Annotated in this window: 20 protein-coding genes and 1 tRNA gene; 7 read left to right on the top strand and 14 right to left on the bottom strand. The window is 72.5% G+C overall.

What is annotated here, in order from left to right; translation table 11 throughout:
- A partial coding sequence (locus P1V51_24320) for a hypothetical protein (protein ID MDF1566180.1) occupies window positions 1–542 on the top strand: 542 nt, incomplete at its 5' end.
- A 141-nt stretch (window positions 543–683) separates the two neighbouring features.
- Here the strand turns inward: P1V51_24320 and P1V51_24325 are convergent.
- The 4 genes from P1V51_24325 to P1V51_24340 are packed head-to-tail and all read right to left on the bottom strand — an operon-like array spanning window position 684 to window position 3,947.
- Complete coding sequence (locus P1V51_24325) at window positions 684–1,880, bottom strand: pyridoxal phosphate-dependent aminotransferase (GenBank protein MDF1566181.1); 1,197 nt, start codon at window positions 1,878–1,880, stop codon at window positions 684–686.
- Window positions 1,881–1,910: 30 nt separating this feature from the next.
- A complete protein-coding gene (gene coaD / locus P1V51_24330; GenBank protein ID MDF1566182.1) occupies window positions 1,911–2,390 on the bottom strand; it encodes a pantetheine-phosphate adenylyltransferase in 480 nt (159 codons plus the stop codon).
- The gene (rsmD, locus tag P1V51_24335) at window positions 2,387–2,968 is read right to left on the bottom strand and encodes a 16S rRNA (guanine(966)-N(2))-methyltransferase RsmD (GenBank protein MDF1566183.1); all 582 of its coding nucleotides are present in this window, start codon (window positions 2,966–2,968) and stop codon (window positions 2,387–2,389) included. The genes coaD and rsmD overlap by 4 nt, the downstream gene beginning before the upstream one ends.
- Before the next feature lie 4 nt (window positions 2,969–2,972).
- On the bottom strand, window positions 2,973–3,947 hold the full coding sequence (locus P1V51_24340) for a hypothetical protein (protein MDF1566184.1): 975 nt from the start codon (window positions 3,945–3,947) through the stop codon (window positions 2,973–2,975).
- Window positions 3,948–4,186: 239 nt separating this feature from the next.
- On the opposite strand from P1V51_24340, the gene P1V51_24345 reads away from it, so the two are divergent.
- Genes P1V51_24345 through P1V51_24355 form a run of 3 tightly spaced genes read left to right on the top strand, consistent with a single transcriptional unit; the run spans window position 4,187 to window position 9,995 of the window.
- A complete protein-coding gene (locus tag P1V51_24345; GenBank protein ID MDF1566185.1) occupies window positions 4,187–7,507 on the top strand; it encodes a VIT domain-containing protein in 3,321 nt (1,106 codons plus the stop codon).
- Between the two features lie 35 nt (window positions 7,508–7,542).
- On the top strand, window positions 7,543–9,102 hold the full coding sequence (locus P1V51_24350; protein ID MDF1566186.1) for a sigma 54-interacting transcriptional regulator: 1,560 nt from the start codon (window positions 7,543–7,545) through the stop codon (window positions 9,100–9,102).
- Entirely contained in the window at window positions 9,099–9,995 is an 897-nt protein-coding gene (locus P1V51_24355; protein ID MDF1566187.1) for an alpha/beta hydrolase, read from the top strand. The genes P1V51_24350 and P1V51_24355 overlap by 4 nt, the downstream gene beginning before the upstream one ends.
- Here the strand turns inward: P1V51_24355 and P1V51_24360 are convergent.
- Window positions 9,980–11,197: a hypothetical protein gene (locus P1V51_24360; GenBank protein MDF1566188.1), complete on the bottom strand. Its 1,218-nt coding sequence runs from the start codon at window positions 11,195–11,197 to the stop codon at window positions 9,980–9,982. The two genes, P1V51_24355 and P1V51_24360, sit on opposite strands and share 16 nt — an antisense overlap.
- A 172-nt stretch (window positions 11,198–11,369) precedes the next feature.
- Between P1V51_24360 and lexA the strand changes: the two genes are divergently transcribed.
- Window positions 11,370–12,047, top strand: a complete 678-nt coding sequence (lexA, locus tag P1V51_24365; GenBank protein ID MDF1566189.1) for a transcriptional repressor LexA — start codon at window positions 11,370–11,372, stop codon at window positions 12,045–12,047.
- 105 nt (window positions 12,048–12,152) lie between these two features.
- On the opposite strand, the gene P1V51_24370 is transcribed toward lexA, so the two are convergent.
- The 6 genes from P1V51_24370 to P1V51_24395 all read right to left on the bottom strand — a co-directional run bounded on the left by P1V51_24370 (window position 12,153) and on the right by P1V51_24395 (window position 19,407).
- The gene (locus P1V51_24370; GenBank protein MDF1566190.1) at window positions 12,153–13,415 is read right to left on the bottom strand and encodes a tetratricopeptide repeat protein; all 1,263 of its coding nucleotides are present in this window, start codon (window positions 13,413–13,415) and stop codon (window positions 12,153–12,155) included.
- Between the two features lie 29 nt (window positions 13,416–13,444).
- Complete coding sequence (locus tag P1V51_24375) at window positions 13,445–14,656, bottom strand: hypothetical protein (protein ID MDF1566191.1); 1,212 nt, start codon at window positions 14,654–14,656, stop codon at window positions 13,445–13,447.
- A gap of 35 nt (window positions 14,657–14,691) precedes the next feature.
- Window positions 14,692–14,766, bottom strand: a tRNA-Val gene (locus P1V51_24380).
- A gap of 51 nt (window positions 14,767–14,817) precedes the next feature.
- Window positions 14,818–16,422, bottom strand: a complete 1,605-nt coding sequence (locus P1V51_24385) for an Hsp70 family protein (protein ID MDF1566192.1) — start codon at window positions 16,420–16,422, stop codon at window positions 14,818–14,820.
- Window positions 16,419–17,051 carry a hypothetical protein gene (locus P1V51_24390; protein MDF1566193.1) on the bottom strand — a complete coding sequence of 211 codons (633 nt, stop codon included), beginning with the start codon at window positions 17,049–17,051 and terminating at the stop codon, window positions 16,419–16,421. The genes P1V51_24385 and P1V51_24390 overlap by 4 nt, the downstream gene beginning before the upstream one ends.
- A 274-nt stretch (window positions 17,052–17,325) precedes the next feature.
- Window positions 17,326–19,407 (bottom strand): ATP-dependent helicase, encoded by a 2,082-nt coding sequence (locus P1V51_24395; GenBank protein MDF1566194.1) that lies wholly within the window; start codon window positions 19,405–19,407, stop codon window positions 17,326–17,328.
- Window positions 19,408–19,440: 33 nt separating this feature from the next.
- Here P1V51_24395 and P1V51_24400 point away from each other — a divergent pair, with 33 nt between their 5' ends.
- Window positions 19,441–19,761, top strand: coding sequence for a Fe(2+)-trafficking protein (locus tag P1V51_24400; protein ID MDF1566195.1), 321 nt, complete (start codon window positions 19,441–19,443; stop codon window positions 19,759–19,761).
- A 109-nt stretch (window positions 19,762–19,870) separates the two neighbouring features.
- Here P1V51_24400 and P1V51_24405 read toward each other — a convergent pair whose 3' ends face one another.
- Window positions 19,871–20,284: a hypothetical protein gene (locus tag P1V51_24405; GenBank protein ID MDF1566196.1), complete on the bottom strand. Its 414-nt coding sequence runs from the start codon at window positions 20,282–20,284 to the stop codon at window positions 19,871–19,873.
- Complete coding sequence (locus P1V51_24410; protein MDF1566197.1) at window positions 20,281–22,134, bottom strand: HEAT repeat domain-containing protein; 1,854 nt, start codon at window positions 22,132–22,134, stop codon at window positions 20,281–20,283. Before P1V51_24410 ends, P1V51_24405 begins: the two co-directional genes overlap by 4 nt.
- 200 nt (window positions 22,135–22,334) lie before the next feature.
- Here P1V51_24410 and P1V51_24415 point away from each other — a divergent pair, with 200 nt between their 5' ends.
- Window positions 22,335–23,138, top strand: coding sequence for a CHAP domain-containing protein (locus P1V51_24415; protein ID MDF1566198.1), 804 nt, complete (start codon window positions 22,335–22,337; stop codon window positions 23,136–23,138).
- Between the two features lie 175 nt (window positions 23,139–23,313).
- Here the strand turns inward: P1V51_24415 and P1V51_24420 are convergent.
- Window positions 23,314–24,596 (bottom strand): hypothetical protein (locus tag P1V51_24420; protein ID MDF1566199.1); only part of this gene is annotated, 1,283 nt, incomplete at its 5' end.

The raw sequence follows: 24,596 nt of genomic DNA on the forward strand, positions 1-24,596 counted from the left end.
CGCCGGAGACGAAGACCCCGCCCCCCCCGGCGCCCGAGCCCGAGGAGATCCCACCGGCCGGAGCGGCTTCGGCGGTGCCCGAGATCGCGGAGGCGGACGCCGAAGCGGATGCCGAGGCGGCGGCGGCGGCGGCGCCCGCGGCCGAGGAGGAGCTGCCTCCGATCCCGCGAGCCGAGCGAGAGCTGCGGGCCACGGCGACGGTCTTCTTCCAGTCGCTGATCGCGGGGGTGCCCGAGGCCGCGGCGGAGCTGACCGATTTCCCCTTCAACCTCGACGGGGAGATCCTGAAGTCGCGCTCCGCCCTGGTCGAGCGGCTGGAGCGGGCCCTCGAGCGGGCCGACCTCTCCCGGATGACCTTCTACGGGGTCCTGCTGATGCCCTCCGAGATGATGCTCGCCCGGCACGGCCCGCCGCCGCGACGGATGGGCGAGCTTCAGCTCGAGGGTCGCTGGGTCGGCATCGCCAACCTCGGCGGGCATGGCTATGTGGCGGTCTTCGAGAAGCAGAAGGATCGGTGGGTCGTGACCGCCTATACCGATTGACCGCTTCTCGAACGCTCCCGCTCCGTACACGTACACGTGCACGTACACGTTCTCGGGTTCTCCTGTGCCCCGGTGTTGGTGACCGGTACCCGGGAAAAGCCGTGTACGTAGACGTGTACGTGTACGTGTACGGCCGCGGAGCTATTCCACGGTCTGGAGGAAATCCGCCAGCCGCTTCAAGCCCCGCTCGATATCCTCGTCGGAGGCCGCAAAGGACATCCGCAGGAAGCCCTCGGCCCCGAAGGGCGCGCCGGGCACGCAGGCCAGGTGCTGCTCCTCGATGAGGAGATCGCAGAGGGTGATGCTGCCGTCGATGAGCTTCCCGCCGGCCTTCTTGCCGATGAGGGCCCGGAGGTCGGGGAAGGCGTAGAAGGCGCCCGGGGGCTTCGCGCACTCGACGCCGGGGAGGGCCGCGAGGCCGTCGCAGAGGAGATCGCGGCGCCGGGCGAAGTGCCCCACCATCTCGGCGACGACGCCCTGATCGCCGGTGAGCGCGGCCAGGGCGCCGTGCTGGGCGAAGGAGGTGGCGCCGCTGGTGGACTGTCCCTGGATCTTCCCGATGGCCTTGATGATCTCCTCGGGGCCCACGGCCCAGCCCACCCGCCAGCCGGTCATGGCGTAGGTCTTGGAGACGCCGTTGATGATGACGACCCGGTCGCGCAGGTCGGGCGCCACCTGGAGGATGTTCTCGAAGGTGGCGTCCCCGTAGAGGATCCGGTTGTAGATGTCGTCGGTGAGGATCGTGACCTCGGGGTAGCGCCGCAGGACCTCGGCCATCGCCTCGAGGGTCTCGCGATCCAGGATCACCCCGCTGGGGTTCGAGGGGGAGTTGACGAAGAGGACCCGGGTCCGCTCGTTCAGCGCCGCCTCCAGGGCCTCGGCCGTCGGCTGGAAGCCCGACTCGGGGGTGGTCTCGACGTAGACCGAGGTCGCCCCGGCGAGGGTGACCATGTCGGGGTAGCTCACCCAGTAGGGGGTGATGATCACGGCCTCGTCACCGGGATCGAGGAGGGCCTGGCAGGCGTTGTAGAGCACCTGCTTCGCGCCCACCCCGACGATGACCTCGCTCGCGGCGTAGTCGAGCTCCTGATCGAGCTTCAGCCGGGTGCAGATCGCCTCCCGCAGGGAGGGCAGCCCGACGAGGGGCGGATAGTGGGTGGCCCCGGCGTCGAGGGCGTCCTTCGCGGCCTGCCGGATGAAGGCCGGGGTGTCGAAGTCGGGCTCACCCGTCCCGAAGAGGACGACGTCCTTGCCCTCCGCCTTCAAGGCGCGGGCGCGGGCGGCGGTGGCCAGGGTCGCCGAGGGCTTCACCGCCCGGGCGCGTTCAGAGAGTCGCATGAGTTCCTCCCTCTCTTGCTTGCTGCATGTTCAGCGGGCGGCCTTCAGGCGGGCCGCGACCCCCGGGGGCACCAGGGCGCTCACGTCTCCGCCGAAGCGGGCCACCTCGCGGACGAAGCGGCTGGAGACGTAGAAGTGCTCCTCCCCGGTCATCATGAAGACGGTCTCGAGCTCGGGGGCGAGCTTCCGGTTCATGTTCGCCATCTGCAGCTCGTACTCGAAGTCCGAGACGGCGCGCAGGCCCCGCAGGACCACGTCGACCTTCTTGTGCCGGCAGTAGTCCACCAGCAGCCCCTCGAAGGCGTCGATCTCGACCCGCTCGTCGTCGCCGAAGGCCTCCTCGAGGATCGCCTTGCGCTCCTCGACGCTGAACATCGGCTTCTTCTCCGGGTTGCAGGCGATCGCGACCACCAGCTTGTCGAAGACGTCGAGCCCGCGCTCGACGATGTTGATGTGGCCGTTGGTCAGGGGGTCGAAGGACCCGGGGTAGATCGCCTGGCGCACGGTCATCGTTCTCCTGGACTGGGCTGCGGGGGGGGATCGCCTTCGCGGTAGAGGGAGAGGTTCGTATCACCGTAGCGCCGCAGATCCACCCGCTGGAGTGTGCCCATCTGCTCGGGGCTCGGCGTCCGGCGGTCGTGTTCTACCACGAGGCGCCCGCCGGGGACGATGAGGCCCGGGCACGCGGCCACCGCCTCGCAGACCGGCCCGGGGCCCTCCGCGTAGGGTGGATCGGCCAGGACCAGCTCGAAGGGGCCGGCCCCCTCGATCGCCCCCTTCAGGCGCAGGGCGTCCCCCCGCTTCAGGGTGGCGCGATCGCCGAAGCTGAGGTGGTCGAGGTTCTTCTGCAGCACCGCGATCATCCGGGGCTCCCGCTCGACGAAGAGGGCCGCCTCGGCCCCCCGGGAGAGGGCCTCCAGCCCCAGGGCGCCGGTGCCGGCGAAGAGGTCGAGCACCCGCAGCCCGTCGCAGCGCTGGCCGAGGAGATCGAAGAGGGACTGGCGGACCCGATCCGAGGTCGGGCGGGCGAGCTTCCCCGGCGGGGGGTGCAGCCGCCGGCCCCGGGCACTGCCTCCGATGATCCTCATCGCGTCAGGCGTCGTCGGCCAGGATGTGATCGAGGAGCTCCCCCGCCGCGCCCCGCAGGCGCAGGAGCCGGAGCAGATCCTCGGTCTCGGCCAGCAGCCCGATCTCCAGGCGATCCCGGGCGGCCTCGTCCAGGCGGGGATCGTCCTCGTCCTCGAGGATCTCCCGCAGCAGCTCCAGGGGCGCCTCACCCTCCCGCAGCTCGGGCGGGAGGCCCTCGATGAGCTCCCGGGTGAAGGGCGAGCGAAGGGCCACCATCCGGGCGCCGGCGCCGACCGCGTTGCGCAGCCCGGAGCGGAAGTCCTCGTCCTCCTCGCCCTCCCACCAGGAGACCGCGATGGGGTCGACCTCGGAGGCGGCGACGGCCATCCCCACCGCGCCGCCGCCCAGCACGCCGACGAGATCCACCTCGATGCCCAGGAGCTTGAGGCCGGCGGTGAGCTCGCCCACCTCGTCCTCCTGCCCGGGCTCGACCAGCAGCTCGAGGCCCAGCTCGTTCTCGAGGAGGGGCGCCGCGGCCCGCTCGACGATGGCCGGGGCCCGGGCGAGATCCACCCCCGAGACGTCCAGGGGGACGTGGGTGAAGCCCGCCTCGACCCACTCGTAGATCTGCTCGGCCACCAGATCCGCCTCCTCGAAGCCCCGCAGCTTCAGGGGCGGGGCGGTGAGGATCAGCGGACGGTTGCAGCGGGTCGCCTCGGCCTGCCGCACCACCTCGGAGAAGAAGTGGTGCCGATCCCGGGGCTCGGCCAGGGCGCCGGCGGGGCAGAGCGCCAGGACCGCATCCGAGCTGCGCGTCGCCCGCAGAAGCGGCGCCACCATCGGCAGGGCCTCGCAGACCGCCGTGAGCAGGACGGTCCCGCGCTCCTCCAGGGCCAGGCGGACCTGCCGCAGGGAGAGGAGGACCACCCGCGAGCGCTTGCCGATCCGATTCGCCGCGGCGGCGGGGACGTGTCGGCGGAGGTCGTCGTAGGGGCGCATGGATCAGGATCGGATCGGGGCTGGAGAGCTCCGCGTCGGGTCGGTCGTAGGACGGGTGGATGGGGGTGTCAATCGGCCAAAGGCAACAGGGCCCCCTCCGTACACGTCCACGTGCACGGGTTCTCCCCGGTATCCTGGAACGGTCCCTGCCCGCCAGGGAAAGGCCGTGTACGTTCACGTGGACGTGGACGTGTGCGGACGTCGTGCGTTTCGAGCGTGGCCCCTGCTATGGATCCCCCATGGCCGGGACCACTCGCTCCTCTCTCCCCCTCCTCCTCACCCTCACCCTCCTCTCGACCGGCGCTGCCTGCCCGAAGGAGAGGCCCGGAGGCGGCGAGGAACCACCTCCTCCCGGGGAGGCGCGGGCCTCGACCCTCGGGGAGAGCAGCCTGGCCCGCCTCGGCGCGGCGGCCGGCGCGCCCGTCGTCGCGGCCCCGGAGCGCAAGCTGCGGGCGAGCTCCTTCACGATCGCCGAGCTGCCGCCGGACGACGCCCTCCCGCCCCCCGAGCCCGAGGCCGCCGGGGGTGAGCTGCCCCTCTCCCTGACCGCCTCCGACGGCACGGGCCTGGCCCTGCGCGCGCTGAAGGCGCGCGCCGTGATCGAGGCGCCCCTCGCCTTCACCGAGCTCTTCCTCACCTTCGAGAACCCCGAGGACCGCCTGCTCGAGGGGCGCTTCCAGATCACCCTGCCGCCCGGCGCGACCATCAGCCGCTTCGCCATGAAGATCGACGAGCGCTGGCAGGAGGGCGAGGTCGTCGAGCGCCAGGCCGCGCGGCGGGCCTACGAGGACTTCCTCCACCGGCGTCAGGATCCCGCCCTCCTCGAGCAGGAGGCCGGCAACAGCTTCTCGGCCCGGGTCTTCCCGATCCCTCCGCGGGCGAAGAAGGAGCTGATCCTCTCCTACTCCCACACCCTCGCCGGCCGCGACGCGCCCTACCTCCTGCCCCTGCAGGGCCTGCCCGAGCTGGGCCTCCTCGACGTGAAGGTGATGGTCTCCCGCAAGGCCGAGGCCAGCGCCGACCAGGACAAGAGCCTCTCGCCGGTGAAGGTCACCCGGGAGACCCTGACCCTGCGCAAGGAGGGCTGGACCCCCACCGAGGACTTCCGGGTCGAGACCCCCGACGTGCCGGGCCGCCTCGGCCTGCGCCACGGCAACCTGGTGGCGCTGCAGCTGATGCCGGTGGTGGGCGAGCAGCCCGACGAGATCGACTCCCTCTGCGTCCTCGTCGACACCAGCGCCTCCCGGGCCCTCGGCTTCCACCCGCAGATCGCCCAGCTGCGGCGCCTCGTCGCCTCGCTCGCGGAGGGACGCGGGGCCGAGGCGCCGGTGCTGGTCGCCGCCTTCGATCAGAGCGTGGTGAAGATCTTCCAGGGCGGCGCCGGGGCCTTCGGCCGCGACGAGGTCGCCGCCTTGCGCGAGCGCCGCGCCCTGGGCGCCTCGGATCTCCAGTCCGCCCTGGTCTGGCTCTCGGCCGCCCTCGAGGCGATGCCGGCCGGGCAGCGCTGCAAGCGCGCGCTGCTGATGACCGACGGGGTCGCCACCGCCGGGGAGGCCGAGGGGGACACCCTGCGGCAGGCCGCCGCGGCCCTGGGCAAGGCGGGGGTCGAGCGCCTCGACGCGCTGGTCCTGGGCGGCATCCGGGACGAGCACACCCTGCGGGAGCTGGTCACCGCCGGCCTCCCCCGGGACGGCGTGGTGATCGACGGTGACGATCCCTTCGCGGAGATCGGCCGCCGCCTCACCGAGGCCACGGCCTCGGGGCTTTCCGTGAAGGTCGAGGGCGCGAAGTGGGTCTGGCCCGAGACCCTGGACGGCGTGCAGTCGGGAGACGAGGTGCTGGTCTTCGCCGATCTGCCCGCCGCGGACGAGGTCGTGGTCTCCCTGGAGGGCGCCCGCCTGGCCACCGACCGGCTGCGCCTCGACGGCACCGAGCGGCCCCTCCTCGAGCGCGCCTGGGTGCAGGCCCGGATCGCCCGGCTCGAGCACCAGCGCGACACGGTGGCGTCGAACGACGACGACCTGCGGGAGGGGCTGAAGAAGCAGATGACGGAGCTCTCGGTGAAGCACCGGGTGCTCTCCCCCTACACCGCCTTCCTCGTGCTCGAGACCGAGGCCGACTACGAGCGCTTCGGCATCGACCGCAAGGCCCTCTCCGACATCCTCACCGTCGGGGAGAGGGGCATCACCCTCCTCCACCGCGGACCCGAGAGCCTGGTGCCGAAGCCCCCGCCGATCCCGGTGGTCGACAAGAGCGAGCCCGAGAAGAAGGGCATGAAGATGAAGGCCCGCAACGGCAACGGCGAGCACGAGGAGGACGGCGAGGCGGCGGCCGAGGGCCTCGAAGATCTCGCCAAGGAGGACGCCGGCCCGGCCACCGGCGGCGAGCCCGAGGCGGCCGACGAGCTGGCCGAGGGCAACGCCCAGGGCGTCGCGCCCGGCTCTCCGCCGGCTCCCCCGCCCCCGCCGGCCGAGGCCGCGCCCGCGCCCGCGGTGGCCGCGACCGCCGCCCCGGAGCCCGAGGCCGAGGCGCCCGAGCGGGACGAGCGCCGGATGCGCCTGGCGCCCCGCCGGCGCGAGGCGATGGCGGAGGAGCGCCCGGCCATCGGCGGCGGCGGCCGGGGTGAGCCCCGGAAGATCGTCGAGCTCCCCTGGACCGGGGAGTACCTCGAGGTGAAGAAGCTCCTCGAGGCCGGCCAGAAGGAGGAGGCCATGGAGAAGGCCCGCGGCTGGCGGGAGGAGTCCCCGGGCGACGTGCTGGCGCTGGTGGCCCTCGGCGAGGCCCTGGAGCAGGCCGGCAACCTGGCGGACGCCGCCCGGGCCTTCGGCTCGATCATCGACCTCTTCCCCTCCCGGGCCGACCTGCGCCGCTACGCGGGGAACCGCCTCGAGGCCCTGGCCGGGGGCGCCGGCCTGAAGCTGGCCGCGGACAGCTACGCCAAGGCCGCCGAGAGCCGCCCGGATCACCCGGCGAGCCACCGCCTGCTGGCCTTCGCGCTCCTGCGCCTCGGGCGCCACGCGGAGGCCTACCAGGCCCTCGCCGCCGGCCTCGACCGCGACTACCCCTCCGGGCGCTTCGCGGCGGCGAAGCAGATCCTCGGAGAGGATCTCGCGCTCGTCGCCCGGGCCTGGGCGGCGGCGGCGCCGGAGCGGGCCGACGAGATCCTCGAGAAGCTGAAGGCGCGGGGGCTCGACCCCGAGAACGCTCCCTCCCTGCGCTTCGTCCTCACCTGGGAGACCGACGCCAACGACGTGGACTTCCACATCTACGACGCCCAGGGCGGCCACGCCTACTACTCCCAGATGCAGCTCCCCTCGGGCGGCAACCTCTACGCCGACGTGACCACCGGCTATGGCCCCGAGTGCTTCACCATCCGGGGCAAGCAGCGAACGAAGCCCTACACCCTCCAGGCCCACTACTACTCCCGCGGCCCGATGGGCTACGGGATGGGCCTGCTGCAGGTGATCGATCACGACGGAAGCGGCAAGATCAGCGTCGATCCGCGGCCCTACGTGGTGATGAAGGACGGGGCCTACCTGGATCTCGGCGTCATCCGCTGAAGCACCGAAGTCGAAGACATTGTAGAAGCGAGACGATGGCCAACCAGGATCACGAGCGCTACCAGAACCTCCACACCATCGGGATGCTCAAGGACGTCATCCGCAAGTGGTGGGGGCTCGAGCTCGCCTTCGCCGACCGCGAGGGCTACGTCCTGGACCACGCCAGCGGCCAGATCATCCCGCCGAACAACGACTTCTGCCGCCTCTCCCTCTTCTCGAAGGAGGGCTTCCGCCGCTGCAACCAGAGCGTGAAGTTCGTCGGCGACCGCTTCCGCAGCTCGCGCAAGCCGCGGCGCAGCTTCTTCCACGAGTGCCACCTCGACCTCTGCATCGTGGGCTGCCCGATCGTGCTCGGCGGCAACTACGAGGGCTTCCTCTTCGTAGGCGGCTTCCTGCGCGAGCCCCCGACCGAGCACGTGACCGAGAAGCTCAAGGAGCGGATCCGGGCGCTCAACCCGGGCTCGACCGACCTCGACCGGGCGGCCAGCCGGATGCCGATCCTGGGCGACCGCGAGGTCGAGAAGCTCTGCGACCTCCTCGAGTTCGGGGTGGACGAGATCGCGGCCTACGAGGCCGCCGAGGCGCGCCACGACGAGGAGATCAACAAGCTCTCCGAGGAGCTCTCCGAGCGCTACCGCTTCGACTCGATCGTCGGGAACGGCCCGGCGATGCAGGGGGTCTTCGATCTGCTGGAGAAGGTCTGCAACTCGGACTCGACAGTGCTCATCCAGGGCGAGTCGGGCACGGGCAAGGAGCTGGTCGCCCGGGCGGTGCACTACAACGGCGCCCGCAAGGAGAAGCCCTTCGTCGTCCAGAACTGCTCGGCCTTCAACGACAACCTCCTGGAGAGCGCCCTCTTCGGCCACACCAAGGGCGCCTTCACCGGCGCCGTGCGGGACAAGAAGGGCCTCTTCGAGGTGGCCGACGGCGGCACCTTCTTCCTCGACGAGATCGGCGACATGTCGCCGGCCCTGCAGGTGAAGCTCCTGCGGGTGCTGCAGGAGGGCACCTTCACCCCGGTGGGCGACACCCGGGTGAAGGAGGTCGACGTGCGGGTGATCGCCGCCACCCACAAGGATCTCTCTCGGGCCGTGGCCGAGGGCGAGTTCCGGGAGGACCTCTTCTACCGGATCAACGTCATCCGCCTCGACGTGCCGCCCCTGCGCGAGCGCCCCGAGGACATCCCGGTGCTGGCCACCCACTTCCTGAACAAGCACGCCCGGGAGGGCCACGCCCCCCACCTCTCCGACGACTGCCTCCGCCAGCTCGGCGACTACCCCTGGCCGGGGAACGTCCGCGAGCTCGAGAACGAGATCGAGCGGCTCCTGGTCCTCGGCGCCGACCTCGAGACCCTCGACGCCAGCCTCCTCTCACCCCGGATCCGCGAGCAGGTGGGCAAGGCCGGCGCCGGCGGCCTCGCCGGCATCCGCGTCGGCGGCACCCTCAAGGCGGCGGTCGAGGCCCTGGAGCGGGAGATGATCCACCAGGGGCTGGTGCGCACCCACTGGAACAAGTCGAAGCTCTCCCGCGAGCTGGGTATCAGCCGCTCGAACCTGATCGCCAAGTGCGAGAAGTACGACCTGGAGAAGAAGTGACGCACTACCGCGAGGGCGAGGTCCCCGGGATCGACGGAACCCGGATCCACTACTCGGTCCTGACGCCGGACGGCCCGAACGAGGCCGACCTGGTGCTCTGCGACGGGATCGGCTGCGACGGCTTCGTCTGGAAGTACCTCACGCCTTCGCTGGCCCCGCGCCACCGGATCGTCCGCTGGCACTACCGCGGCCACGGCCGCTCGGGGACGCCCCTGGACCTCACCCGGATGGGCATCGAGGAGATCGTCGGCGATCTGGCCTCGGTGCTGGTCGCCGCCGAGATCGAGAAGGCCGTGCTGATCGGTCACTCGGTGGGGGTGCAGGTGATCCTCGAGGCCTGGCGGACGCTCGAGGAGAAGATCGCCGGCCTCATCCCGGTCTGCGGCTCCTACGGCCGCCCCCTGGACACCTTCCACGACACGGTGCACCTCAAGCGCGCCTTCCCGGTGGTCTACCGGGCCATGTCGGGCCTGCCGGAGCTGGCCCTGCGCGCCTGGCGGGTCCTGCTCCCCTCGCGGGCCGCCTGGGTCATCGCCCTGATGGCCGGCGAGGTGAACCGCTCGCTGATCCGCATCGAGGACATGCAGCCCTACTTCGATCACCTGAGCCGGATGGACCCCAAGGTCTTCGTCTCGATGCTCTCGAAGGTCTCCGAGCACTCGGCCCGGGATCTGCTTCCGGCCATCGACGTCCCCACCCTGGTGATCGCCGCCGAGCTCGACACCTTCACCCCGGCCTGGCTCTCCGAGGAGATGGCCGACGCCATCCCGGACGCCGAGCTGCTGATGGTGCCCAAGGGGTCCCACGTCGCGCCGATCGAGCAGCCCGATCTCTTCGAGCTCCGGATCGAGAAGTTCCTGCGCGAGAAGCTCGGCTGCTACTCCGGCTCCTGATCCTCGGCGGTCTCGGCGCCCGCCACCTCCGCCTCAGCCTCCGCCTCGGCCTCAGCCAGGGGCACCGCTGAGTAGACCGGCTCACCCCCGTCTCCGTCTCCGTTCCCGTCACCGCCGCCGTCTTCGTCCGGGGCTACCTCCTCCACCACCGGCTCCGCGCGGAACACCGGCTCCTCGTCCTCCTCGTCCTCGGTGACGGAGACGGGGACGGGAACGGCGAGGAGCACGGGCTCGGCCGGCGGCGGGGGCGGCGGCGGCGCGGGCTTCGCCGGGACCGGCAGCAGCGCCTCGTCGTCGAGGACGAAGGCCGTGATCAGCCCCTGGGAGAAGACCGTGATCACCCCCCCGGTGAAGAGCCCGATCAGGGTCTGGACCCCCCGGGCGACCTGCCCGGGGCTGGTGAGCAGCACCTCCGGGGGCAGCACCATGGCGAAGCTCACCACGCTGCCGACCAGGAAGGCCACCGCGATCCGCACCCCCAGGATCACGCCGCCGATCGCCAGGAGGAGCAGCGGCCTCCGCCCGAGGAGGGAGAGGGCCCGCGCCGGGGCCTCGAGGGGACGCCAGCCGGCGGCGATGCTCCCCACCAGGGCCAGGGGAAAGACGGTGTGCACCACGACCCCCACCGCCAGGCAGAGGGTGGCGCCGAAGGCCAGGGCGGCCGAGGCGACGAGCCCCCAGCCGCGGCTCACCTCGAGGGCGCCCGCCCAGAAGGAGGCGCCCGCCCAGAGGATCCCCCCCGCCCAGCCCCAGAAGGCGAGCAGCGCGCTGACCTCGAGCACGCCGACCACGGCCGAGCGGTCGAGGTGGGCGGCGAGGCTCTCGAAGAAGCCGCGCGGCGGCGCGTCCTCCCCCCGGGCGTGGGAGGCCAGCACCCCGACCTCGGCCGCGCGCTGCCCCCAGCGCAGGGAGGCCGCCAGGAGGGCGGCGGCCGCCGCCAGCCCCAGAACCGGCCAGAGGAAGCGGGCGGAGGTCACGAAGAGCAGCAGGTCCGCCGCCACCAGCCTTCCTGGCTGGAAGGTGGGCGGTAGCACCGGCAGGGTCCGGGCCAGGTGACCATCGACGAGGCGCCAGGCGAAGAGGAGGGGCATGAGGGTCGCCGCCAGGATCGCGGTCTCGACCAGCACCCGGCCTCCGACCAGGCGCAGGTTGCTCGAGAGTCCGGCCGAGGAGGTCCGGACGTAGGCGGAGAGTCCCTGCATGGCGCCCTCCTCCCTACACCAAGAGCCCCCGGCAGGCCCAGAGCCCCCTCTCCCGGGCCCACTTCTTCCGGTGCCCCGGGCGGCCGGGCGATTTCTTGACGCCCTGTCCTTTCGTTCAGTAGAACTACGTTCAGGACTGAACCCAATTTCAGGCACTCGAGGAGCGTGGGCCATGCAGGAACTGACCAAGCGGCAGCGGGAGATTCTGGAGTACGTCCACCACGCCATCCGGCAGGAGGGCTACCCTCCCACCATCCGGGAGATCGGCGCGCAGTTCGGCATCCGCTCCACCAACGGGGTGAACGACCACCTCAAGGCCCTCGAGCGCAAGGGCTACATCAGCCGGGGGGACAACAAGTCGCGGGCCCTCTCCCCCACCCCCAAGGGCCTCTCCGAGCTGGGCGTGAAGGGCGCCGACGGCACCGTCATCCCGGCGGTGATCCCCTCCACCGAGATGATCGAGGTCCCCCTGGTCGGGCAGGTCGCGGCGGGCACCCCCATCATCGCCGAGGAGAACATCAGCGACACCGTCCACATCGACAGCTTCTTCCTCGGTGGAACCACCCGGCGGGTCTTCGCCCTGCGGGTCGTCGGTGACTCGATGATCGACGACGGCATCTTCGACGGCGACTACATCTTCGTGAAGAAGCAGCTCACCGCGAACCGGGGCGAGATCGTCGTCGCGATGATCGAGGGCGAGGCCACCGTGAAGCGCTACTACCCCGAGGGCGACCGGATCCGCTTCCAGCCGGCGAACGAGCGGATGCAGCCGATCTACGTCTCGAAGGACGAGTTCCGGGATACGCACATCCTCGGGGTGGTGTGCGGGGTTTACCGGCGGATGCACTGATCCACGGGCTCGACCCCGGGCAAGGCCGTGTACGTGGACGTGTACGTGCACGTGCACGGACGTGAACGTCCTCGTACACGTCCACGTGCACGGCTTTTCCCTTGCTCACTTCCCGGTCGCGGCACAGGCCCCCAGGATCGAAGGGTCCCGATCGGCGATCATCTTCCGCGCCTGTGAACAGCTGAAGATCGCCGCCGCCGCCTCCCCCACCGCCCGCTGCTCCCGGGCCAGCGAGACCCAGAGGGTCGGATCGTCCTTCACGCTGGCCAGCAGCTCCTCGTACATGGTGAGGGCCTTGGGGTGCTGGCCGGTGGCGGCGAAGAGGTCCGCGATCCGCACCAGGAGCAGCTCCTCCTCGGCGCCGGTGAGGGCGGCCACCGCCGCCTGCAGCGCCTTCTTCGCCTCGTCCGGGCGGCCCGCCGCCAGCTCCAGCTCGGCCAGGCCGGCCGGCGGGCTCGCCGAGGTGGGCGCGAGCGCCCGGGCCCGCTCGAAGGAGGCCCGGCCGGCGCTGAACTCCTTCTTCACCGCCTGGATCGCGCCGACCAGCTCCCAGGTGGGGGCGTGGTCGGGGGTCAGCTCGATGGCGGCCCGGTAGGCCTCGAGGGCGCCGTCGAGATCCCGGGCCTGCGCCCGCAGATCCCCGAGGCGCACCAGCCGGATCGAGCGGACCGTGCCCGCCTCCGCGACCTCGCGGGCCAGCTGCCGGGCCTGCTCCTCCCTGCCCTGCTCCCGGAGCACGGCGACCTGCTGCTCCCGGTGGGCGTCGGCGGCCGCCGAGGCCTCCACCACGGCGGCGTAGGCCGAGGCCGCCTCCGCGAAGCGGCCCTTCGACTCGAGGAGCTTGGCCAGCCGCTCCAGGGGCGTGACCCCCTCCCCGGCCTGCGCGAGGCGCGCCGCCTGCTGGTAGGCCGCCACGGCCTCCTCGATCTTGTCGGCCCGGGCGTAGAGATCGCCCAGGTAGCGGTGAGGCTGCGGATCGGCGGGGTCCAGCTCGAGGGCCTTGCGGTAGGCCTCGATGGCGCCGACGGGATCGTTGAGCCGCACCCGGGCGCGGCCGAGCCCCAGCCAGGAGGCCGCCTTGCCCGGCTCCAGGTCGAGGGCCTTCTGGAAGGCCGCCGCCGCCGCCTCGGGCGCGCCCTCGTACTTCCGCATCGCCAGCCAGGTGTCCCCCAGGGCGTGGTGGGCCCGCACCTGGGTGGGATCGCCGCGCACCGCGTCCTGGAACTCCAGCAGCGCGGCCTCGAGGTCGCCGCTGTGCCGGTACTCCATGCCCTTGTGGTAGTGGGCCTCGGCCTCCAGCTTCGGATCGATGGGGTCCGGGCAGGCGACGAGGAGGAGGGGGAGGAGGAGCGCGAGGGCCTGCTTCATCGTCGGGGCTCCCATCGTCGTTTCGTGGTCTAGAAGAAGAGGAAGGAGGCCCCGAGGGTCAGGCCGAAGACCACCGGCACCTCGGCGTCGCCCGAGCCCAGCCCCAGCACCGCGTCGGTGAGGTTGGTGGAGACCTCGGCGGCCAGGGTCCACCGGCGGTGGATGCGGTAGTCGCCGCCCGCCACCACGGTGACGGCGAAGGCCGAGCGGAAGTCGCGCTCCCCGTCGGCGGAGAGGTTGGTCAGGCCCAGGACACCCGGGCCGATCCCGGCCCCGACCCAGGCCCGCAAGACGTTGAAGGTCCAGAGCCGCTTCGCCCCGAAGCTGGCCGGGATCATCTTCAGGCGCAGGGCATCGGCGCTGCCGCCCGCGTCGCCCCCGCCGAGGGCCATGCCCACCACCAGGAAGACCAGCGCCTTCGGGGTGACGTAGAGGTTGGTCTCGATGTCCATCCGGTAGGCCAGGAGGTTCCGGTCGAGGGCGGCGATCCGGGAGAGGGCGTTGCCGAGCTTGAGGGTGAGGTGGAAGCGCGGCGCCGGGAAGCCCGTCGGGTCGAGGCCCTCGCGCAGCAGCCGGGCACGGGAGAGGAGGTTCGCGGCGATCCGCGGCAGCTTCTCCTGCAGCTTCTGGTGCCCGCGGGCGCGGCCCAGGGTGCGGCCGACCAGGCTGCCGTCCGTGTTCGAGAAGAGGGAGAGCTGGAGGATGCTGCGCCCCCCGGCCCGGGAGAGGGTCGCGGTGAGGAGCAGCGGTGTGTTGGCGCTCTGGAGCACCTGCGTCGCCTCCTGCTGGCACTCGAGGTCGGTGCAGCCGGCGAGCCAGCGCGCGGCCTGCTCGTCGAGGAGGAGGCGCAGGTCGTCCCGCGTGCGCACCTCCACCCTGCCCTTCTCCTCGAGGGCCTCGATGATGAGCGACTCGAGGGTGCGGCGGGCCTCGTCGCTGACGGTGTCGGTCTGCAGGCCGACGAAGCTGACGGCCACCCGCTCCTCGTCCTCCCCCAGGGGGATGCAGGGGCGCGGCGCGGGGTCGGGGGCGTCGGGCTCGGGCTCGGGCTCGACCTCGAGCGCGGGAGCGACCTCGACCGCCGGCGCCGCCTCGGGGAGCTCGGCCTCGGTGGTCGAATCGGACGCCTCCGGGGCCTCCCCGACGGCGGTCGCCTCGGGCGCCGCCTCGCCCCCCTCGGGCTCGCTCGCCCGGGCGGGCGCGGCCATCAGGAGCAGGGCCAGGAAGAGAAACGCCCGCACCGACGGAGTCGGGCGGGCGTCTCGGATACTGCTCGTGGTGCGCGCACCTGGATTTGAACCAGGGACTTCCACCGTGTGAAGATGGCACTCTACCACTGAGTTATGCGCGCGGATTCGAAGGCCGCGGAGTATGCTATTCGCCCCCTGGGGTGTCAAGGCAATCACTCTCCCTTGCCGAAGGCCTTGCGCCAGGATCCGAGGAGGCCGCCCCCACCGCCGGCCGCGGGTGGCTTCGCGGAGGGAGCGCTCTCCCGGGCCGACGCGACGGCGTCGCGGACCCGCTGCGGCGCGTCCCCGGTCGCGAGGCGGACCACGGCGGTCTGGCCGCCCTGCTCGTAGCTCACCTGGAGCAGGCCCTCGGCGTCGAGGGAGAAGATGAGCTCCCGGGTCGCCCGGGGGTAGACCACCGTTCCGAGGAACTCGTTCTGCTCCACGCGCTCGGCCTCGCCCTGGTAGAGATCGAGCTCGACGGTGACCGTGCTGCTCCGCGGCGACGAGACGCTCAGGCGGGTGGTGGTCGGCAGGCTCAGGTTGCGCGGGAGCACCTCGCGGAAGCGGCCGTCGGGGAGCGCGAAGCCGATCGGCAGCGAGAGCACGTCGATCAGGGTCACCGCCTCCTCGCGCCCCAGGGAGTCGCCGAGCACGGCGCCGCCGATGGCGACCACCTCCTCGGGGTGCACGCCCTTGCGGGGCGGGCGCCCGAAGTGCTGGTGGATCCGGCCCTGCACCACGGGCATCCGGGTCTGGCCACCGACGAGGAGCACCTCGTCGATGCTCCGCGGATCGATGTTCTGCTCCTCCAGCATCTGGTCGCAGGCGGTGAAGGTGCGATCGATCAGATCGCGGGTGAGCTGGTTGAGGCGCTCCCGGGAGAGGGGCACCCGCAGGTCGAGGGGCTTGCCCTGGTGGAAGGTCACGAAGGGCAGCTCGATGACGACGTTGGAGACCTGGGAGAGATCGATCTTCGCGTTCTCGGCGGCGGCCCGCACCCGCTGCATCACGGCCGGCTGCTCGCGCAGGTTCACGCCGTGCTCCTTCTCGAAGCCCTCGACGACCCAGTCGATGATCCGGTCGTCGAAGTCGACGCCGCCCAGGAAGGTGTCCCCGCCGGTGGCGACCACCTCGAAGACGTTGCCGTGGAGCTGCAGCACCGAGATGTCGAAGGTGCCGCCGCCCAGATCGTAGATGAGGATCCGCTGGTCGTAGGCCCGGTCGAGGCCGTAGGCGAGGGCCGCCGCGGTGGGCTCGTTGACGAGGCGCACGACCTCCAGCCCGGCCAGCTCACCGGCCTGCTTCACCGCCGCGCGCTGCAGGTCGTTGTAGTAGGCCGGCACGGTGATCACGGCCTGCTCGACCAGCCCTCCGAGGTGCTGCTGCGCCGCCATCTTCAGGCGCTCGAGGATGATGGCCGAGATCTCGGCCAGGGTGCGGTTCTCGCCGCCGAGGACGACCTCGGCCAGGCCGCTCTCGCCCCGCACGATGGGATAGGTGAAGCGCTCGCGCAGCTGGCTCACCAGCGGGCTCTCGTAGGGCAGGCCGATGAGGCGCTTGTGGCCGTAGATGGTGTTCGCGGGATCCACCATCAGCTGATCCTTGGCCAGGGCGCCCACCAGGATCTCGGCGCTCCGCGGCGAGACCCCGACCACCGAGGGGAGGAGGTAGCGCCCCTTGTCGGTCGGCACCACCCGCGGCGTCCCCTCCTCCACGTAGGCGGCGCAGGTGTTGGTGGTCCCCAGGTCGATGCCGATCAGCCGCTTCCCGCTCAAGGTCCCGCTCCGGTCCCCACGAGCCCGCCCGCCGGAGGCGGTGGACTGGTCCTCACGGTGGGGGTCTCCAGCCGCACCGAGCCCGTCGGCGGCGGCTCGGGGGTCGCGGGGGTCGAGGCAGGGGCGGGAGAGGCCGGCGGCGGCTCGAAGACCCCGGTGCTGGAGAGGCCCACGCCGTAGGCCGAGTCGGGCGCCCGGCGCAGGGCCAGCCCCAGCACCCCCGCCACGTCGTAGAGCAGGCCATACTCGGTGACGGTGTCGGTGGGGATGTCCACCGCCTGGCCGGCCGGGGGCATCCCCGCGGCGCTCCACTGAGGGCTGACCAGGGCGCTCTGGCCGGTGATCGAGATCTGCGAGCCGTTGGCGAGGGGGCGGACCAGCACGGTCAGGCGCTCGGCCTTCCGGCCGAGGAAGTCCTTCCGGCCGATGCGCACCTGGTGGTTCGGCTGGGTGATCTTCCAGCCGGTGCCGACGATGCCGGAGTCCCGGGCGACCACCTCGAGGGGGAAGCCCCGGGAGGCGAGGACGGCCACCACCGCATCCCAGGCCCGGGCGTAGGGGAGCTGGAGGCGCAGGGTGGTCGGGAAGGGCTGGGGCGGCTGGCGGGTGCGGGGACCCTCGAGCTCCACCTCCGGTGCGCCCCGGGGCGCGGCCAGCGCCGGTCCCGCCGAGGCGAGACCGAGGCAGAGCGCGCCGATGAGCGCGAACCTCCCTGGGCCTCCGAGGCGCCCTCCCCCGCTGGTTGTCCCTCGCCTTGCCACGTTCCCGCTCCCCGGCCCGGATCCTCCCGCCGCGCGTGCGGACGGGTGCGACGATCCCGCCTGAAAGAAGATCATGGTAGCCACCGCCGCCGATCCGGGTCAACGCGACTCCGGGCAGCTAGAGGCCCCAGCGACGCGGTTTTCAGGACTCGAGCAGGGGTGGCGTGGAGCCGGAGGGCAGGGGCGGCAGCGCGTCGTCGGCCTCGAGGGACCACTTCTCGTAGGGCGCACCCTCCCCCTCCGGCAGCTCCTCGATGAAGGGCGAGGCCTTCATCACCACCCGCTCGTGGTCCCGCTGGGTGTGGGTGATGGGGTAGCAGAGGTAGAGCTCGTCCTTGGCCCGGGTGGTCGCCACGTAGAAGAGGCGCCGCTCCTCCTCGAGGCCGTCGGGATCCCGGTAGGCGGCCGAGACCGGGAAGCGCCCGTCGGCCAGCCAGATGACGAAGACCCCCCGCCACTCGAGCCCCTTGGCCTTGTGGATGGTCGAGAGGGTCAGGTGCTCGTCGGGATCGGCGCCGTCGACGACGTCCTCGGCCTCGAGCTCGGTGAGCAGCCCCACCTCGTCGAGGAAGGCGTCGACGTTCTCGTAGGCCCCGGCGAAGTCGGCGAGCTGCTCGATGTCCTCGATCCGGCCGTCGCCGTTAAGGAAGGTCTCCCGCAGGTACTCGCCGTAGCCGCCCTGATCGAGGATGGCCCGGATCATCTCGCCGGGCGCGGCCTGCAGGGAGGGCCGGCGCAGCTCGCGCAGGAGGGTCTGGAGGCTCGCGACGGAGGCCTGGGCCCGGGCGGGCACCTCGGCCAGGGCCTCCTTGCGCAGGAAGGCGTCGAGGGGGCTGGCCCGCTCACTCTCCCGGCCGAGCATCCACTGCCAGAGGCGCTCGGCGGTCGCGCCCCCCACCCCCCGGGACAGGCGGATGACCCGCTTGAAGGCCAGCTCGTCCCGGGGGTTGGCCAGGAAGCGCAGGTGGCAGAGCACGTCCTTGATGTGGGCCTGCTCGAAGAAGCGCAGCCCCGAGCGCACGACGAAGGGGATGCCGCGCCGCGAGAGCTCGACCTGGAGCTCGAGGCTGTGGTGGTGGGCCCGGTAGAGGACGGCCAGGTCCTTCAGCTCCATCCCCTCGTCGCGCAGCTCGAGGAGCCGCTGCGCCACGAAGGCCGCCTGCTCGAAGACGTCCCGGGAGGGCACCAGGGCCGGCAGCGCGCCGTCACCCCGGGTGGCGTGCAGCTCCTTGGGGAACTGCTTCACGTTCATCTCGATCGAGGCGTTGGCCAGCCCGAGGATCTGGGGCGTGGAGCGGTAGTTCTCGGTGAGGTGGAAGACCTGACACTCGGGGTGGCGCTCGGGGAAGCCGATGATGTTGGCGAAGTGCGCCCCCCGGAAGGCGTAGATGCTCTGGGCGTCGTCGCCCACCACCATCAGGTTGCCGTGCACCGACGAGATCAGCTCGACGATGTCGCCCTGCAGGCGGTTGGTGTCCTGGTACTCGTCCACCAGGACGTGGCGGAAGCGCCCGCCCTGCGCCGCCAGGATGGCCGGCCGCTCGGCCAGGAGCAGCTTCCAGTTGAGCAGCAGGTCGTCGAAGTCCATCACGTTCAGGGCGGCCTTGCGCTCGGCGTAGCGGGCCGCGGCGGCGATCACCTCGTCGGAGAGCGAGGCGAAGTGGGGGTGCTTCTCGGCCAGGAGATCCGGCAGCGAGCTCTGGGTGTTCACCGCCATGGAGACCAGGCGGACCAGGAGGTCGGACTTGGGGAAGCGGCGCGGCAGATCGTGGAAGCCCAGCTCGGCCACGCAGGCCTTCATGAGATCGCCGGCGTCCTCCCGGTCGAGGATGCCGTAGCGGTCGCCGTAGCCCAGCTCGGAGGCGTGCTCGCGCAGGGTGAGGTGGGCGACGTGGTGGAAGGTGCCGCCCCAGAGCCGGCGCAGGTCGGCGCCGAGGGCCTCGCCCACCAGCTCGCGGACCCGGCCGACCATCTCCCGCGCCGCGCGGTTGGTGAAGGTGAGCAGGAGGATCTCCTCCGGGCGCACCCCCGACTCGATGAGCCGCGCCACCCGGTAGGTCAGGGTCCGGGTCTTGCCCGAGCCGGCGCCCGCGATGACCAGCAGCTGCCCTCCCCCGGCCTCGACCACCGCCCGCTGCTCGTCGTTGAGCTGGGCGGCGTAGTCGATGCGCCAGTTGACCTTCGCCGGAAGGTTGCTCTTGAGGGTGTAGCGTCGAGTGGCCATGTCGGGATCCCGGGTATATCCAATACCCCTGACATGAGCACCGAGACCATCCATTGCCACCGCTGCAAGTCCGAGGGCCCGGCCCTCCCGGCGCCCCCCTGGCCCGGGGAGCAGGGTGAGGAGATCGCGGCCAAGGTCTGCCGCCCCTGCTTCCAGGAGTGGCAGCCGATGCAGATCAAGGTCCTCAACGAGCTGCGCCTCGATCTGGGCGATCCCGAGCAGGCCGCGCTGCTGGACGCGCACATGATGATCTTCTTCGGGTTGATGGATCCGGCCATCGTGGGCCTGCCCGCCTCGCCCTATGGGTATGGGGAGGGGGGTCCCGAGGGCAGCGGCGAGACGCGCCTCGACTGAAGCCGTCCACGTACACGTACACGTGCTCGGGTTCTCCAGGTGACCGGGTTCAGCTCCTGGTCGATGGGAAAGGCCGGGTACGTGAACGTGGACGTGTACGTGTACGAGGCTAGGCGCCGCCCTTCAGGAGGACGTCCCCTTCCTCCTCGAGCCGAGGCGACCACCGCCGATAGCGAAGCCCCAGCGTCTCGCCCTCGTACTGCGCCTCCTCGAACTCGGGAGGCTTGCGCGCCCGATCCTCCTCCAGCCAGCCGGCCAGGACCGCGTCCGCGGCGTCGAGGGCGATCGAGAGGACCTCCTCCTCGTCCCTTCCTTCCGGGGCCAGGCGGACGGTGACCTCCCAGCGCTCCTCGCCCTCGCCGCGCTCGACGAAGAGGGAGAGCTCGAGCTCGTCCTTCCCCTGCTTCCCCTCGACGCCGGTGTGCTCGCCCTCCCGCAGCCAGGGGCCGTAGCGCTCGGTGAGCATCCGGCCGACCTCCTCGCAGAGGGCCGCGGGGAGCGGGGTCGCGTCGGGGGTGCTCACGGTGCGGCCTCGGGGGTCACCGGCGCGGAGGAGACCGGCGCGCAGGCGGGGGCCCCGGGGCCGGGCTCGCGGGCCGCGGCGCGCAGCGCGGGGTGCGGTGCGCCGGCGGCCCAGCGGAGGGCCTCGCAGGCCACCCCTCCGGCGGCCCGCAGGCGTCGGAGCGCCTCGATGCCGAGCTCCACCTCCTTCGCCCGGCGGGCCTCCCCCTCGTCCAGATCGAAGTCCAGGAACTCGGGGTGCGAGAGCCGGTAGCGGCCCTCGACCCGCGGCAGCAGGGCCTCGAGGCGGGCCTTCTGGACCTCGAGATCGGCCACCCACTTCGGGGCCTCACCGGCGGCGCCGACCCGGCCCTGCACCTCCAGGAGGTGGCGGCCCAGCCAGAGCGCGGTCCGGGCGGCGCGCAGATCCGCCGGCTCGATGGCGGCGCCCCGGAGGGCGCCCTCGAGGCGATCGAGGCGGGCGGAGGTCCGCTCGCGCAGGGCGGTGGCGAGGCGGCCGAGGGCCACCCGCTTCTCCCGCGGGTCGTCGGAGAGCTCCAGCAGCCGCAGGTCGGCGAGGCGGGCGCCACCCTCGGCGGCGGCCCGCAGCCTCGGCAGGATCCCCCCGGCGCCGGCGGCCTCCCGGAGCACGGCCACGGTCGCCCGCCGCTCGGGCGAGGCGGCCTTCGGCTCGATGGCGTGGAGGCGCTCGGTGAGGGCGACGTCCCGGACCAGGGGATCGAGGCTCTCGGCCAGGCGCTGGAGGGCGTCGGCCGCGCTCGCGGCCACCCGGAGGTCGCGATCCTCCAGCAGATCGATCAGCGGGGCCAGGGCCCGGGTGCTGCGGCTGTAGCCCAGGGCCCTCGCGCCAACCCAGCGGCGGCGGGCGTCCGGATCCTTCAGCGCCGCCTCGAGGGCGGGCCAGCCCAGACCGGCGTGGGGCGCGTCGAGCCAGGCGGCGTCCGCCGAGAGCCCCTTCGCGGCCTTGCCCTTGCCCAGCTGCTCCAGCACGTCCTTCGCGGCCCGGGCGATCTCCTCGGGGACCGGCTCGTCGTCCTCCGGGCCCGCGGCCGCGAGGGCCTCGAGGGCCTCCCGATCGAGGCGCCGCAGGGCGCGGGCGTAGCGCGCCCGCACGTCGGTCTCGGCGAGCTGGGCGCGCCCCGCGGCCGGGGCCGAGGCGAGGATCTTCCGGGCGCGCTCGAGCTCGCCCTCGAAGTGGGCGGCGCGCAGGGCGCGGCCGGCCAGGAGGATCTCGGCCTCCTCGCGGTGTTGCCCCCGGGGGAAGCGGGCGAGGTAGGCCTGGAGGGCGAGGGTCGTCCCGGCGGCGCGGGCGGCCTCGAAGCGCAGACGATCGAGCTCCGCCACCACCGCGTCGGTGCCCGGGGCGCCGGGGTTGTCGCCGCTCCAGCGCTCGAGCCGGCCGATCTCACCGGAGGCCAGGGCCTCCTGGCGCAGCAGCTCCACCAGCCTCGCCTTCACCTCGTCGCTGCGGGCCCCCTCGGGGTGCCGGCGGAGGTAGTCCTCCAGCTCGGGCCGGCTCGAGTCGGGCTGGAGGCGGGCGAAGCGCAGCTTCGCCATGGCCTCCTCGGCCTCCAGCCGGTGGGCCGCCCGCGGCACCTCCTCGAGGTAGCGCTTGTAGCCCTCGATGCTCTTCGCCTTCTTCGCCCGGGCCCAGGCCAGGGTGTCGATCCGGGCGTGGGCGAAGGCGATCTCCTCGTCGTCGCTGGAGGGCTCGGCCAGGAAGGCCCGCCAGGCCTCGATCGTGTCGAGGCGCTCGGCGCGGCGGTAGGCGCCGCCGCCGCAGGCCGGCGCGAGCAGGATCAGGAGCGCCCCGAGGACGAGGGCGGAGCCACGAAAGCCTTTGGTGATCATGGACCTATCGAAAATCATTGAAGTAATTTCGAGTCTTCCTCCGGCCGCGGGAGCCTGCCGAGAGCGGCCGGGAAGGGTCCCGCCGCCGCTCGCGAAAGTGGCCCCCGATTTGACGGGCGGGGTGCGCACCGTACCATCGGGATGAATCCTCGCCCACCCGTGAACGTCGGAAGGTGGACGAGCGAGCGTCGAAGACCCCCTTGCACCATCCCTCCCAGCGACCGGGCCGCGATCCCGGACCCCGCCCCCGCCCCGCGGGTCGGGCCCTCCCTCGCCTGCTCCTCTCGGGCCTCGCCCTCACCCTCGGCGCCGGTTGCGTGACCACCGGCGCCGGCCCCGGCCCGGGCAGCCTCGCGACGGACGCCACCTCGCCACCGCGCCACCGGGAGCGGCGCCCTCCCCCGGATCTCCGGGAGCAGGAGCAGGCGCGCGCCGATCCCGCGCAGCGGCGGGAGCCGACCCACCCGGGGGTCGCCCAGCGAGCCTCCACCCTCGTCGGCGCGCAGCGGGTGATCATCGAGGGCAAGCGCCACCGGGCGGACTGCTCGGGGCTCGTGCGGGGGCTCTACGCCGAGGCCGGCCACGACCTCTTCGCCCTCGGCGCCCTCGGCGAGCAGCGCAACGGCGTCGCCATCATCTACCGCTACGTCCAGCGCTACGGTCGCCTGCACGGGGGCCGCCCGGAGAAGGGCGAGCTGGTCTTCTTCGACAACACCTACGACGCGAACGGGAACGGCCGCCTCGATGACGCCCTCTCCCACATCGGGGTCGTCGAGAAGGTGCGCAAGGACGGCACGGTCGTGGTGGTCCACTACGGCGGCAGCGGCGTCGATCGCCTGCTGGTGAACATCGAGCACCCCGATCAGCGCCGCAACGCCCGGGGGGAGCCGATCAACGACTACCTGCGCCGCGCCAAGGACGGCCCGCGCCTGGCCGGGGAGCTCTTCGTCGCCTGGGGGTGGCTGCCGAAGGCGCGCGCGACCATGCTCGTCGCCCACCGGTAGGGCTTCGAGCTTCGAGCTTCGAGCGGTGAGCTTCGAGCGGAGGGCTCTGACGCTCACGGGCTGCTCGACCGCTGGCCGCTGACCCCGAAGTTCGGGGCGTCAGCTCTCGGCTGTCAGCTGTCAGCCATCAGTCTTGCCGCGCCGACTCGCAGCTCGCAGCTCGAAGCTCACCGCCCTATCGGCGCAGCAGCTTGCCCACGGGGTGCTTCGGGTTGATGCCCAGCAGCTCCTCCTCGGCCGCCTTCGCCTCGTCCGCGCGCCCGAGGTCCAGGAGGGCCTGGATGCGCCCCACCCGCGCCCGCAGCAGGTCGGGCTCCGCCGCGACGAGGGCGTCGAAGGCCGTGAGGGCCGCCTCCCGGCGACGCTGGCTCATCTCCCCGCTCACCAGCAGCCAGGCCTCGCCGAGGCGCGCGAGGGGCGGCTTGGCCCCGAAGGCCTCGATGTTGGAGAGGAGGGTCTCCGCCGGACCCGGCTCGTCCTCGAGGCCGTAGTAGAGGGCCAGGCCGGTCATCGCCACCACCGAGCGCTGGTTGGCGTCGTGGTTGGCCCGCGCGATCGCGTAGCCCGCGGCGTTGAGCTTGCCCGCCTCCTCCATGAACTCGGTGGAGCGCCGGTCGAGGGCCTGTAGCTCCCCGAGGTGGGCCTGGGCCTCCTTCTGCAGCCGCTCGTACTTCGGGCCGCGGGCCTTCTTCATCTGCTCGGTGACGGCCCGCATCCGGGCGCTCGTCTCCCCGGCCGCGTCCACCACCGCCCGGCCGTCGGCGCGGACGATGCTCGAGAGGAGGAAGTGCGCGGCGGCGAGGTCGGTGGCCGCCTCGGGGTATTGCGGATCCAGCTCGTGGGCGGCCCGGAGCTTCTCGATCGCCAGCTTCAGGGCCTCGGGATCGTCGCGCAGCAGGAGCGCCCTGCCCTCGCTGCGGATGACCACGGCCTGAGCGTCCCAGGCCATCCGCAGGCCGACGCGCTTGCCGATCAGGTCGTCGAAGGTCGCCGGGGCCATCACCGCCAGCAGCCCGGCCAGGGCGCCGAGGGCCGCCACCACGCCGAGCGCGGCGAGGACGATCTTCCGCCGGCGCCGGCGGGCCTTCACGAAGGGATCCTCCCAGAGCTCGTCGAGGAGGAAGGCATCGTCGATCGAGGCGGCGTCGTAGACGCCGGAGGTCGCCGCCATGTCGGGACCCCAGGCGGCGCCGCCGGTCTCGGAGCTGGGGTCGATCTCCCCGGCCCGCGCGCCGGCGGGCAGCGGGGTGCCCAGGGACTCCCCGAGGAAGACCTGGGAGATCGAGGGCTCGGCGGGCGGCAGGGGCGCGGGGGTGGCCTCGACGGTCTCCGCCGGATCGGAGGGAGCCGGTGTCTCGGGCCGCGGTGCGGGCTCGGGTTCGGGTTCGGGTTCGGGCTCCGCCGCGGGTGCCGGGGCGGGCGTGGGCGCCGGGGCCGCCGCGGGCGGGGGCGTCGGAG

The organism is Deltaproteobacteria bacterium, assembly GCA_029210625.1.
GTDB lineage: Bacteria > Myxococcota > Myxococcia > SLRQ01 > SLRQ01 > JARGFU01.

Bases quoted from the DNA above. Each gene is read 5' to 3' on its own strand.
- P1V51_24325 (MDF1566181.1), bottom strand. From the start codon at position 1,880: ATGCGACTCTCTGAACGCGCCCGGGCGGTGAAGCCCTCGGCGACCCTG.
- coaD (MDF1566182.1), bottom strand. From the start codon at position 2,390: ATGACCGTGCGCCAGGCGATCTACCCCGGGTCCTTCGACCCCCTGACC.
- rsmD (MDF1566183.1), bottom strand. From the start codon at position 2,968: ATGAGGATCATCGGAGGCAGTGCCCGGGGCCGGCGGCTGCACCCCCCG.
- P1V51_24340 (MDF1566184.1), bottom strand. From the start codon at position 3,947: ATGCGCCCCTACGACGACCTCCGCCGACACGTCCCCGCCGCCGCGGCG.
- P1V51_24345 (MDF1566185.1), top strand. From the start codon at position 4,187: ATGGCCGGGACCACTCGCTCCTCTCTCCCCCTCCTCCTCACCCTCACC.
- P1V51_24350 (MDF1566186.1), top strand. From the start codon at position 7,543: ATGGCCAACCAGGATCACGAGCGCTACCAGAACCTCCACACCATCGGG.
- P1V51_24360 (MDF1566188.1), bottom strand. From the start codon at position 11,197: ATGCAGGGACTCTCCGCCTACGTCCGGACCTCCTCGGCCGGACTCTCG.
- lexA (MDF1566189.1), top strand. From the start codon at position 11,370: ATGCAGGAACTGACCAAGCGGCAGCGGGAGATTCTGGAGTACGTCCAC.
- P1V51_24370 (MDF1566190.1), bottom strand. From the start codon at position 13,415: ATGAAGCAGGCCCTCGCGCTCCTCCTCCCCCTCCTCCTCGTCGCCTGC.
- P1V51_24395 (MDF1566194.1), bottom strand. From the start codon at position 19,407: ATGGCCACTCGACGCTACACCCTCAAGAGCAACCTTCCGGCGAAGGTC.
- P1V51_24400 (MDF1566195.1), top strand. From the start codon at position 19,441: ATGAGCACCGAGACCATCCATTGCCACCGCTGCAAGTCCGAGGGCCCG.
- P1V51_24410 (MDF1566197.1), bottom strand. From the start codon at position 22,134: ATGATCACCAAAGGCTTTCGTGGCTCCGCCCTCGTCCTCGGGGCGCTC.